The organism is Frankia sp. Hr75.2 (assembly GCF_949319125.1).
In the GTDB taxonomy this organism is placed as follows: Bacteria; Actinomycetota; Actinomycetes; order Frankiales; family Frankiaceae; genus Parafrankia; species Parafrankia soli.
This window is the reverse complement of record NZ_CASGGV010000277.1, coordinates 39,888-51,734: the sequence shown is the minus strand read 5'-3', so window position 1 is coordinate 51,734 and position 11,847 is coordinate 39,888. Positions and strand designations below refer to the sequence as shown.

Genomic DNA, 11,847 nt, shown 5'->3' with positions numbered 1-11,847 from the left:
CGAGCGTGTGTGGGCGCTCAGGAAATGTGCGGAGCGTCCGTCACATCCGGGCGAGGTGCCCGGACGCCCGGCGGACCGGGCGACGGGCGCCTTCGGTTGCTGTCAGGTGCTGTCAGATCAGGTGTTGTCAGGCCCTCGCGTGCTCCCGCGCCGGCCGCAGCTCGATCGTGGAATCGGCACCCGGGAAGAACAGGCCCTCATGGCCGTCATCCCAGCGGACCAGGTACGGAGGGCCACCGGCGACGCCGCGGACTTCGATGATCACCCCATGGCGCTCAGGGCACCCGACCGTCCGGCCGTGGACGACGAAGCGGTCCCCGACGGATGCGTACATGATGTGTCTCCCTTCGGCCATTGGTGCGCAACGCCGCCGACCGAGGCGACGCGCATCGCTGCGCGCCCGCCACGGCTGTCCGGCGGGCTCCTCCGGCGCGGCCGGCCCGGGGTGCGAGCGCCGGCGCCGCCCCGGTGGAGCGGTAGTTCCGGAGTAACACGGTTCGCGGCCACGGGCAGCTTGGAGGGGGAGGAACGCCGCGAAGGTCCGTTTCATCAATTTTGCGCGGGGGGGCGGGACGTCGGGTGGTGCCGCGGCGGCCGCGGCGGCCTCGGCCGTGAGCTGACTATGTGATTTCGGCTATAGTCGTCGGCTCCGACGTCCCGGTGTGCGCCATGTCTCGCCCTGACGTGCACGGTGGGTCCAGTCCGGACACTTCGCCCACGGACCGCCGAATCCGCATGTTGTTGGCATGCCGGTGCCCAAGCCGGGCACAAGTGTGGCTGACAGGTGTCGGGCATCTGACACGACGGTGGGTGAAAGTGCCCGATGTGGTGGAAATAGCCGAGGGTTGTTCGCCGTTGGTTTATCTCACTGTCACCCGTCGTGGCGACCGGCGTGTCGCATGCGTGCCGGGCTGATGGCGGACCGCAGCGAGCGTGGCGACTGAGGGTCAGTGCGTGGCCGTCTCCGGGGGATGAGTGCGGGGTCACACTTCCCAGGAGCTTGCTCTACTTACCGATCGGCCGGTAAGAACGTGAGGTTAACGGGGCATGTCGGCGGGAGGGCGTGAGATGCACCGGGGCGGCTCATGGTGAGCATTCCGTTTCCTTCGCACGGGCGGGCCGGGTCCGCGACCGGTTCTGTCACGGTCGGCTCGGGGAGCGCCGGGTGGCGGGCGACCCGCACCGGTCGCGTGGCGGCCACGACGCTCTTCTTCGCCGGCCAGGTGCTGCTGCTCGCCGCGCTCTACATGATCTATCGCATGGGGCGGCAGATGGCCGTCGGCCGGGAGCCCGAGGCGCTGGCCAACGCGCGGGACGTCTGGAGCCTGGAACGCCTGCTCGACCTGCCCAACGAGTCCGCGGTCCAGCAGCTCGCGCTGCACTCCACGGAGCTGCTGGAGCTGGCGAACCGCTTCTACGTCGGGGTCCACTTCCCGGCGTCGATCGCGTTCCTGCTGTGGGTGATGATCCGCCACCGGGACTACTGGCCCCGGGTGCGCACGGTGATCCTCGTGTCGACCGGCGCCGCGCTCATGATCCACATTCTGTACCCGCTGGCGCCGCCCCGGTTCCTGCCGCAGGAACTGCCGCACGTCACCCTCGTCGACACCGGCGCGGTCTTCGGGCCGTCCCCGTACACCGCCGGTGACGCGGTGGCCAACCAGTACGCGGCCATGCCGAGCCTGCACGTCGGCTGGTCGATCCTGGTCGCCTGGGGAGTGGTGAGCATCCTGCGCTCACGCGCGCGGTGGCTCATCATCGCGCACCCGGTGATCACAACCGTCGTCGTCGTGATCACCGCGAACCACTACTGGCTGGACGGCGTGATCGGCGGCAGCCTGGTGGCCACGGCGGTTCAGCTGACCCGGCTCGAGGCGCACGCCCGGATGCGACTGTGGACCATCGCCGCCGGCCAGCGGCTGTGGGGACGGGCGGGTGAGGCCACCGCGTCGCTTGCCGGCTCGCCGTCCGGAGCCCTCGGTGGCGTGGGTGTCGGCACGGGTGTCGGGAACACGACTGATACGGATCCGCGGACTGGAACAGACCACGGGACGGGTACGGACCACCCGGTGGGTGTGCCCTCCTCCGTGGTCCTCACGGCGGTGCTTCCCGCCGCGCGCGGCGGGCCTCCCCGCGCTGACCTGCCCGCACAGCGTCCGTTCCCACCGGGCCCGCTCCCATCGGGCGGCACCGAGCCGGAGGACCGTCCGCCCACGGCGGCGCGGGCCGACGTCGCCGCGGTGGAATCCGCCGACGGCGAGAGCGGCTGACCGCCGCCGATCGTCCGCGGTCACTCCTGCCGATGCCTCGGTCGGACAGCCGTTCCCGGCACTAGGCTCGGCGGATGGCGGTGGATGATCTCGCGGGGTCACGCCCGGTGCGCGACGAGGACGCGTTCGACGTACCCGCGGTGGACGGCTGGCTTCGGCGCCGGCTGCAGGAGCGGGCCGCGGTCGGCGCGGCCGAGATGGGGGTCGCGACCGGCGCGGGGGTGCTGACCGAGCGCCCGCCCGTCGCCCGTTCCATCCCGCCGCCGGGCCGCCCGCAGGTCCGGCAGTTCTCCGGCGGCGCGTCCAATCTGACCTACCTCCTGCGCTACGAGGACCGCGACCTCGTCCTGCGGCGGCCGCCGCACGGGCGGAAGGCGTCCGGCGCACACGACATGGCACGGGAGTACCGGGTGCAGGCCCGGCTGCGCCCGGCGTTCCGGTACGTCCCGCGGATGGTCGCCTTCTGCGACGACCCCACGGTGATCGGCTCGGAGTTCTACATCATGGAGCGGGTGCCCGGCGTCATCCCGCGCTCGGAGTTCCCGCGCTCACTCACCTTCGACCCGGAGCGGACGCGCCGTCTCGCCTTCCACGTCGTGGATCTCCTGGTCGCCCTGCATGACATCGACCCGGTCGCCCACGGGCTGTCCGACCTGGGACGCGGTGCCGGGTATGTCGATCGGCAGCTGACCGGCTGGGCCCGGCGCTACCGGGAGGCCCGCACGCCGAACGTGCCCTCCTTCGAGGTCGTCGTGCGCTGGCTCATGGAGTACGCCCCCGAGGACGTCGCGACGTGCGTCATCCACAACGACTTCCGCATCGACAACGTGGTCTTCGACGTGGCCCGTATCGACGACGACGGCCTCCCCCGAATCAGTGGCGTCCTCGACTGGGAGATGGCCACCCTCGGCGATCCGCTGATGGACCTCGGGGGTGCCCTCGCGTACTGGGTGCAGGCTGACGACGACGACCTCTTCCGGCTCACCCGGCGCCAGCCGACCCACAGCCCGGGCATGCCCACCCGGGCGGAGATCGTCGAGTACTACGCGGCACGGCGCGGGCTGGACGTCGGCAGATGGCCCTTCTACCAGGTGTTCGGGCTGTTCCGGCTGGCTGTCATCGCGCAGCAGATCTACTTCCGCTACCACCACGGCCAGACGACCAACCCAGCGTTCCGCGAGTACTGGCAGGTCGTCACACACCTCGAGAAGCGGTGCCTGCGCGTGATGGCGGCGGCCGGCCTCTAGCGCCGCCCTCGACCTGCGGCCGCTGCTCTGACTGACGGAACTGTCTGTTGTCCTCTACCGACGCGCTGGTCCACCGCGGGTGGAACGCGGATACCGTTGATCATCACGTTTCGTGTCACGGATGTGGTCGGAGTGTGACTATTGTCGATCAAGGGGCAGCGGATCGAAGGGCAGTGGATCGAAGGGCAGTGGGCCGAAGGGGCTCCGGTCGCCGCCGCGGCGGCGGTGCTGCTGCGCCGGGTCGCGGTGGAGAGCTCGTCGTTGCTTGCGCCGGTGATCGTCCTGGATGACGACGAGACCTGGCGGTCACCCTGGCAGCGCCGCTGCCATGGCCGCATCGACGAGTGGACGTCCGCGCTCGCGGCCGGCGCCCGTGCGGCGCGGGAGCAGGCGGTGCGTCTGGAGTTCCTTGCGGCTCGGGGCGCCTGGGGGGCCGTGACGCTCGGGCCGGCGGCGGTGAGCGCCCCGCGCTCGCCCGTCTCTCATCCGGCCGTCGTGGGCGTTGCCTTCTCTCCGGAGCGGCTCGCGGAGCTGGCCCGCCGGCTCCGGCGTGCCGCGGACGACGCGGCCCGGCTCGCGGCCGAGGTCAGGCGCGTGGCGCACGCCCTGCCCGGTGACATGGGTGGTGCCCTGGCGGCGGAGGGGTGCTGTCGGGGCCTAGACCGGGTGGCGGCCGAGGCACCCGACATGGCCGGCGCCATCGACGGCAGACTGGCCTACGCCGCGTCTGGCGCGTCTGCCGGGTCCGGCGGGTCCGGCGGGTTTGCGACATCCGCTCCGGCCGTGGAGCGGGCGCCGGGTCCCGAGATGCAGCACGCCGCCCGGCTCACCGAACCGCGGTCGGCGGGCGCGGACACAGCGCGCACCGTGGCCGAGCTGACCGCGTCGATCGGCGCGGACCCGTTCCGCCTCGATCCGCGTGAGCTGAGCGAGCTGTCCACCCGGCTGGGCCGGCTCGGCCCGGCCGAGCTGCGGGCGGTCATCGGCGGGCTGCGGGGGCGCCCGCTGGAGGTGCTCGCCGCCGCGGTCCGTATCGCGCCGACCCGGGTGGAGCTGCGCACGCTGGGCCTCCTGCCGGCCGTCCTCTCCCTTGGTGACCTGCTCCTGCGCGGGGCGCCGGCGTCGATGGTGGCCGAGATCGCGCGGCTGTTCCCCGGCCTCGAACCGTCCATGGGCGGGCGGTACCGGCCGTGGGCATACACCGCGGGGCATCCGCCGTCCACCGGCGACCTGACGATGCGCGACCACGGTCGCGATCCGGTCTGGGCGAGCGGTGTCACCCCGTCGGACGTCGGCCAGGGCGCGGTGGGGGACTGCTACCTCCTGGCCGCGCTCATCGGTATCGCGCAGGCCGATCCGGGGCTGCTGCGCCGCAATCTGCGGGAGAACCCGAACGGGACGGTCAGCGTCACCGTCCACCTTCCTACCGGCGCGGTCCCGGTCACGGTCACCAGAAGCCTGCCTGCCCGGGCGGAGGCCGGGCAGGAGATCGCCGCGGACGCGGACAACGCCGCGGGCGAGCCGGAGCTCTGGGCCGCGCTCTACGAGAAGGCCTGTGCGCGGACGGCCGGCAGTTACGCGCGTCTCGAGGGCGGTGACCCCGCCACCGCGATGGAGTACCTGACCGGCACAACCGCCGCCCGCCGCCCGCCGCCCGCCGTCCGCCGTGGGTGTCGACGAGCTCGCCGCCAGGCTGGCAGCCGGTGGGGTGGTGACCGTCGTGACGCGTTCGGACCCGCCGCCGGGTTGCGGGCTGGTGCCCAACCACGCCTACGCGGTACTGAAGGCGGACGCGCGGACGAGGCAGGTCCTCCTCCGCAACCCGTGGGATCAGACCGGCACCGACAACCGGCTGGACTGGCGCGACTGGGACGGCCTGAAGCCGGCGCTGGCGGGCGTCCAGTGGGCTTCGACCGACCGCGGTCCGCCGCCTCGTTGAGCGGCCTTCTCCGGGCGTCAGGCGTCAGGCCCGGATGATCGCTACGGGGGCGGCGGAGTGCAGCATCGTCTGGTGGCTGACCGAGCCCAGGAGGAGCTCGGTGAATCCGCCCCTGCCCCGGGCTCCGACGACCAACAGGTCGGCGTCGTGGCTGGCCTCGAGGAGGGCCCGGGTGGCAGAGGCGGGTACCAGCTGACGGCAGACGTCGATCTCCCCGGAGCCGGGCGCCGGAGCGGCGAGCCGGAGCACGGCGGGCTCCGTACCGCCCGGCTCGGCGGGCTTCCCTGGCTCGCCGCCGGGGATCGGGCCGAGGACCTGTTCGATGGACTCGTCCAGCACGGCCCGCGCCTGGCCTTCGAGCGCCTGCACGATCTCCCCGGACGTCTCGGCGAGCGGGAGGGGGACCGCGGCGAGCCAACTGTGGATGACATGCAGCGGTGCCCCACGCAGTGCCGCCGTGACCGCGGCCCACCGCAGCGCGGCCAGCGAGTTGGGTGAGCCGTCGACCCCGACGACCACCGGCCGCCGGTGCGGCGGGCCCTGCCCCGGTGCGCTCGTGGGGCTCAGCCGCCCGTCGGCGACCGGCCCGGCACCGGCGAGGCCGTCCGCATCGGGCTCGCCGGCATCCCCCGAACGGGGGAGTCGCGCGACGACCACTGGCACGGGGGAATGGACGGCCACGGACGTACTCACCGATCCGAGCCGCAGGCGGTGCAGGAGCCCGCGCCCGCGCGCTCCGACGACGATCATGGCGGCGTCCCGGCCGGCGGTGAGCAGGGCCTCGGCGCCAGGAGCGTCCACCACCTCCTCGAGGACCTCGAGTCCCGCGGGGATGGGGGCAGCACTGATCGTCTCATGAAGGAGGTGGCTGGCCGCGAAGGCCAAGGTGGCCTCGTCGTGCGGCCCGGCGATCGCGTCGGCGGACCTGCGTACGGCGGTGGGCTGCTCGTCGGCGCAGGACCCGAGGACGGCGCGCACCCGCAGGCCGCGCCGGCCGGCCTCGGCGACCGCCCAGGTCAACGCCGCCGCGGAGCCGAGGGATCCGTCGATCCCGACCACGATGTCGGCTGCTGTGCCCACCGTAGGTCCGCTGTGCCGCTCGGTCGCCGGCGCGCCGGTTCGTTCCGGGGTCTGGTCCGCCTGCGTGCCGGTCGGGGCGCCGTCGGTCATCGTTGTCCTCCTGCTCGGCGCGATCTGTCCGTCCCGGGTCGCGCCTCGGCGACGGCGGCGGGACGTGCCGTCGGAGCGGACCTACCCGGCTCGTCAAGCGGGAACCCGAGCTGTCTGGCGAGCAGATCGTTGTTGCCGGGTGGGGGTGGCGGGCGGCCGGACACCGCTGTGACATCAATCAGTTGTCGCTTTTTTGGGTTGAGCTCGACTCTGATGTGTGCCGATGATTGCGAATAAAGATCCTCAACGTTGTGATTCGCGAGAGGTTTTTGACCTCGGCGCAGCAGAGAAAATTCGATCGAATCATGCGCCGTGGCCGGAGCGTGGCCTCGCTGTGCGCAGTCTGGCTCGGAGCCGGCGGGCCCAACCGGGTGGTGCCGATCATTCCGGACTGTCACGGACGATTCCCTCCCCGGCCGGTGTGCGCTCTTTGTATGCTCTGCGTCCGCGCATCGAGGTCACCGCCGACGGTTGGAGCACCCGGTGACTTCGCGGTCACACGACGCGGTGAGGGAGCTGTGTTCTGGACGTGGGTGGGCGGTGGTCGGCCCCGGCGCGTCGCCGCGGGGGGCGGAGTAACGTACGTGAGCGGACGAAGGCCCGCGTATCGTTGTCTCCCCGCCGGGGTTCCGGGTGCTGCCGGAGCGGCCTGGCTCAGATGACAAAGGTGCATTCGACAACCTGCGCGCTCCGGGGGTGAGCGCCGTGCCCCCGGGAGCGCGCGCCCTGAGTTCCTGGCTAAATGCCCGATAAAGCGATCGGACAACTACGAGACCGCACAACAACGCGATCTCAGCATCACTGGACGGCCTCCACGACTGATACCAAAGACCATCGAACGCGCCAGTCGGCGGCTGCGTACCCGTGACCGGTCGGTCGCGAGCGGAGGAGCCGCGGGGGCGGCGGCCTCCGGCACCGGGAGACGCCCGCCATCTGAGGGAAGGAGGAACGTGGCTTCCGACACCATGACCCAGTTAGTCATTCCTGGCGCCCTAGTGATGGTCAGTACTCCCGATCGAGGTGTCCCGGTCGCGAGCACGGCGGACTGGCACGACGCTCTCCTGAACGTCAAGTCGGGCGTCACGCCCGCGATGAAGCTCGTCGCCTTCACGATCTGTACGCACTGCGCCCCGGCGGACCGGCCGGCGCCGAGCGGTGCCTACGTCACCTCGCCCGGCCTGTCGCTGCTCTGCGAGCAGACGAACTTCAGCCGTACCCACGTGCAGCGGCAGCTGTCGCTGCTGCGGGCGAACGGCTGGCTCGTGACGATCACCCGGCCCGCGGCCGGCCGGCCGGCGCGGTACCTGCTGAGCGTGCCCGTCGCGGTCGCGCGTGCGGGCGGCTACCGGCTTGCCGGCGAGGACGTCGAGCAGCGGGACACGGAGCGGGCCGAGCAGCGTGACACGGAGCTGGTTGGCGCGACCGCCGCGCCGGCCCGCCGCACCCCCGGCCTCGCCGCGGTGACGTCGTCCGATCGCATGCTCACGACCCCCCCGGCACCGGGCGGGCCGTCGGAGCCCGGCCGGGGCTTCGGGTGTCTCGCCTCCGGAACCCTGGAGCGGCCGGCGCTCGTCCGCCGCCGCAAGCGCGCGACGTACAGCGCGGGCGGTCGCGGGGTTGTCCGGGTGCGGCGCAAGCCGCGCACGCTCCCCCCGTCGGCGGTCACGGACGTGATCGTGGCCGCGTCCTCGGTGGCGCCGGTGACCGTGGGAGACACAGCCTCCGCGGCCGGCCCGGAGCAGGTGGACGAGGCGCGCCCGATGGCCGTCGGCGAGACGAGCTACGTGCCGTTCGGCGGCGGCCAGATGGGCTCCGACGTCGCTGCCGGAACAGCGGGCGGCCCGGTCCGCGCAGTGTCCGACATCTCGACAGGGGCCGTCGGCGCGGCACAGTCTCCGACGGCACAGTCAGCCTCGTCCGCACAGTCGGCGTCTGCGCCTTCATCGTCTGTACCTTCTGCGACGGCGCAGTCCGCGTCCGCGCAGTCGGCGTCCGCGTCGGCCATCTCGGCATCGGCGGCCTCGGGCCGTTCACTCGGGCCGCGGCCGATCGTTCCCGTGAGCGAGCGGGTAGCCGGTGCGGCCCGGGTGCCGGAGGCCTCCCTCCGCGGGGTCGCGACGAGCGCCGAGCCGCCGATCACACCTGCACCGCCCGTGCCCGCGCCTCAGCCGACGGCGCCCGGGCCGATCGCGCCCGTGTCTCAGCCCCCTGCGCCGACCGCGCCCGCGTCCCAGCCGACGATGCCCGAGCCTCAGCCGCCCGCGCCCGCGCCCGCCCCGGCTACGACTGCGCCGGCTACGACTGCGCCGACCGCCGAGGCACCGTCGCCTGAATCGCAGCCGCAGCCGCAGGCAGCGGCACCGGAGCCGGAGTCGGAACCCGAGCCGGAGTCGGAACCCGAGCCGGAAGCCGAGCCGGAACCGGTCGAGTCACCTGTCGTGGACGAGATCCGGATGGCAACCCGCCAGGTGATCGAAATCCTCGCGAAGATGCTGCGCCGCCAGGTCGAGGACTTCGCGGAGCTGGACAGGCGGGTCTACGAGGTTCTCTCCGAAGGCGACTGGGCTCCGGTGGAGTTGGCCACCCACCTGGTCAACTTCGTCGCCAACGGTGTCTGGGTGAACGGCGACGATGTGGCCGACAACATCCGGTGGCGGATGGACCGGCTGCCGTTGGGCGTGACCGAGTGTGGCTGCAAGTCCTGCCTGGGCTGGCGGGCCGCCCCGGAGCGTCCGCCGCGACCGGCACCGCCGTCGGCGCCTGGGCCGTCCGCGGCGGGGGCGTCCGCGAGAACGTCCACCCCGGTGCGGGCCGCCGGACCGCCACCGGCCGGTCCGGTCGCGGCGGTCACCACCGCCGCCGCGACGAAGGCGGGTTCGGCGCGGCCCGGGCGTTCCCCCGCCGCGAACTCTCCGGCGCCGCCGGCCCGTCCGGCCTCGACCTCGGACGTCGTGGCGAACCAGGCGAGTTCGGCTGAATCGGCTAGTCAGGTGAATCGGGCGGGCCCGGTGGAGCAGTCGCCTGCCGCGCCGCCCCCGCCACCCCCGCCGGATCTCGCCGCGATCGCCGCGGCGGCGGCCGCCGGAGCGGAGGAGGCCCAACGCAACGAGGAGGCGAAGCGACTCCAGACGGCCGGTATCTCAGCAGCCGGTGACTCGGAGCCTGGTGACCTGGTGGGCGGTGACTCGATTGTTGAGGGCTCATCGGCCCAGACCCCGCCGGGCACCGCGGGCGTGCAGAACGGTACGAGCCAGGAAGCGGAGCCGCTCACGGAAGATTGAGTAGAGCGCGATGGTCGTCCGTCACGCTCCGTTCCCGGCGCCCCGGCGCACCTGAATGCCTGGCGGCATGATGGGGCACATGGGCGGCGACGAGACCGAGCGGTCGGGCGCGGACATCGAGCCTCGGGACGACTGCGACGTCCTGGTGATCGGCAGCGGGTTCGGGGGCAGCGTGACCGCGCTCCGCCTGGCCGAGAAGGGCTACCGCGTCACGGTCGTCGAGGCCGGCCGCCGGTTCACCCCGGCGACACTGCCGAAGACGAGCTGGGACATCCGCAGGTACCTGTGGCTGCCGCGGCTCGGGTGCCACGGGATCCAGAAGATCACCCTGCTCGGGCGGGTGCTGGTGCTCTCCGGAGCAGCGGTCGGCGGTGGATCGGTCGTCTACGCGAACACGCTGTACCGGCCCCTGGACGATTTCTACGACGATCCCCAGTGGGCGGACATCGCCGACTGGCGTGCCGAGCTCGGGCCGTTCTACGGCCAGGCCGAGCGCATGCTCGGCTCCACCCGGAACCCGTCGATGACCATGGCGGACGAGGTCTTCCGGGACGTCGCACGGGATATGGGCGTCGGGGACACCTTCCGCCTGACCGACGTCGGCGTGTTCTTCGGCCGCGACGGCCAGCGCGAGCCGGGGGTGACGGTTCCCGATCCCTACTTCGGCGGCGCCGGCCCGGCCCGGACGGGCTGCGTCGAGTGCGGCGAGTGCATGACGGGATGCCGGCGCGGCGCGAAGAACACCCTGGACCGCAACTACCTCCACCTGGCCGAAGGGCTGGGCGCCCGCATCGTGGCGGACACGACCGTGCGCTCGGTGCGCCCCGACGGGCGCGGTGGCTACGAGGTCGAGACGGTGCGCACCGGCAGCCGGCGGCGGGACGCGCGGCGCTGGACGGCCCGCCAGGTCGTGTTCGCCGCGGGCGCCCTGGGAACCCAGCGCCTCCTGCTCGGCATGCGCGAACAGGGGCACCTGCCCGGCATCTCCGACCGGGTCGGCCACCTGACCAGGACGAACTCCGAGGCGATCCTGGGCGCGACCCGGCTGCGGCCGGATGAGCGGATCACCCGGGGGGTGGCCATAACGTCGTCCTTCTACCCGAACGATCACACGCACGTGGAACCTGTCCGGTACGGCCGGGGCAGCAACCTCATGGCGTTCCTGTCGAGTGCCATGACCGACGGCGGCGGCTCCCTGCCACGCTGGGCGAAGCACCTGCTGCTGCTGGCCCGCCGCCCGTACCTCACGCTGCTCGCCCTGCCGTGGCGGTGGTCGGAGCGAACCATGATCGCTCTCGTCATGCAGTCCCGGGACAACTCGCTCACCGTCAGCCGGCGCCGCGGGCCGTTCGGGACGTCCTGGCTGACGAGCCACGCTGGCCACGGGGAGTCCAACCCGACCTGGATACCGGAGGGCAACCAGGCGGCGAGGCTGGTGGCGGAGCGGCTGGGCGGGCATCCGGGCGGCGCGATCACCGAGCTGGCCGACATCCCGCTGACGGCGCACATCCTCGGCGGGGCGGTCCTGGCCGCTGATCCCGCCCGGGGCGTGATCGACCCGTATCACCGGGTTTTCGGCCATCCCGGCCTGCACGTTGTGGACGGCTCGGCGGTGCCGGCGAACCTCGGGGTGAACCCCTCGTTGACGATCACGGCGATGGCGGAGCGGGCGATGGCCTTCTGGCCGAACCGGGGCGACACCGACCCCCGCCCGCCGGTGGGCGCGGCGTACCGGCGGATCGCGCCGGTGGTACCGCGGAACCCGGCGGTGCCCGCGGACGCACCGGGACATTATGAAATAAGTGCCCTGACCAGGACGAATACGGATATTCCCCGGGATGTGGTAGCTGGCGGTGGCCGGGAGACTCCTCGCAATATATGATCAGAGTCACATTTCCTGGGGATATGGCTGGCGGCAGTCTCGTGGCCGAATTCCGTCG

The 11,847-nt window shown here is 72.5% G+C and carries 7 protein-coding genes; 5 read left to right on the top strand and 2 right to left on the bottom strand.

What is annotated here, in order from left to right:
- Positions 1 to 127 precede the first annotated feature (127 nt).
- A complete protein-coding gene (locus AC559T_RS18550) occupies positions 128 to 334 on the bottom strand; it encodes a DUF1918 domain-containing protein (protein ID WP_112105383.1) in 207 nt (68 codons plus the stop codon).
- Between the two features lie 856 nt (positions 335 to 1,190).
- On the opposite strand from AC559T_RS18550, the gene AC559T_RS18545 reads away from it, so the two are divergent.
- The 3 genes from AC559T_RS18545 to AC559T_RS18535 all read left to right on the top strand — a co-directional run bounded on the left by AC559T_RS18545 (position 1,191) and on the right by AC559T_RS18535 (position 5,494).
- On the top strand, positions 1,191 to 2,270 hold the full coding sequence (locus AC559T_RS18545; RefSeq protein ID WP_498869551.1) for a phosphatase PAP2 family protein: 1,080 nt from the start codon (positions 1,191 to 1,193) through the stop codon (positions 2,268 to 2,270).
- A gap of 74 nt (positions 2,271 to 2,344) precedes the next feature.
- Positions 2,345 to 3,517 carry a phosphotransferase family protein gene (locus AC559T_RS18540; RefSeq protein ID WP_235013775.1) on the top strand — a complete coding sequence of 391 codons (1,173 nt, stop codon included), beginning with the start codon at positions 2,345 to 2,347 and terminating at the stop codon, positions 3,515 to 3,517.
- Positions 3,518 to 3,658: 141 nt separating this feature from the next.
- Positions 3,659 to 5,494 (top strand): C2 family cysteine protease, encoded by a 1,836-nt coding sequence (locus AC559T_RS18535; RefSeq protein WP_498869550.1) that lies wholly within the window; start codon positions 3,659 to 3,661, stop codon positions 5,492 to 5,494.
- Here AC559T_RS18535 and AC559T_RS18530 read toward each other — a convergent pair.
- Complete coding sequence (locus tag AC559T_RS18530; protein ID WP_498869549.1) at positions 5,481 to 6,626, bottom strand: universal stress protein; 1,146 nt, start codon at positions 6,624 to 6,626, stop codon at positions 5,481 to 5,483. The two genes, AC559T_RS18535 and AC559T_RS18530, sit on opposite strands and share 14 nt — an antisense overlap.
- 950 nt (positions 6,627 to 7,576) lie before the next feature.
- Here AC559T_RS18530 and AC559T_RS18525 point away from each other — a divergent pair.
- Positions 7,577 to 9,907, top strand: coding sequence for a hypothetical protein (locus AC559T_RS18525; protein ID WP_498869548.1), 2,331 nt, complete (start codon positions 7,577 to 7,579; stop codon positions 9,905 to 9,907).
- A 79-nt stretch (positions 9,908 to 9,986) separates the two neighbouring features.
- Positions 9,987 to 11,789 carry an FAD-dependent oxidoreductase gene (locus AC559T_RS18520; protein WP_498869547.1) on the top strand — a complete coding sequence of 601 codons (1,803 nt, stop codon included), beginning with the start codon at positions 9,987 to 9,989 and terminating at the stop codon, positions 11,787 to 11,789.
- The last annotated feature ends 58 nt before the right edge of the window (positions 11,790 to 11,847 follow it).

What these genes read in the sequence shown, in the direction of transcription:
- AC559T_RS18550 (WP_112105383.1), bottom strand. Translation starts at nt 334, where the DNA reads ATGTACGCATCCGTCGGGGACCGCTTCGTCGTCCACGGCCGGACGGTC.
- AC559T_RS18540 (WP_235013775.1), top strand. Translation starts at nt 2,345, where the DNA reads ATGGCGGTGGATGATCTCGCGGGGTCACGCCCGGTGCGCGACGAGGAC.
- AC559T_RS18530 (WP_498869549.1), bottom strand. Translation starts at nt 6,626, where the DNA reads ATGACCGACGGCGCCCCGACCGGCACGCAGGCGGACCAGACCCCGGAA.
- AC559T_RS18520 (WP_498869547.1), top strand. Translation starts at nt 9,987, where the DNA reads ATGGGCGGCGACGAGACCGAGCGGTCGGGCGCGGACATCGAGCCTCGG.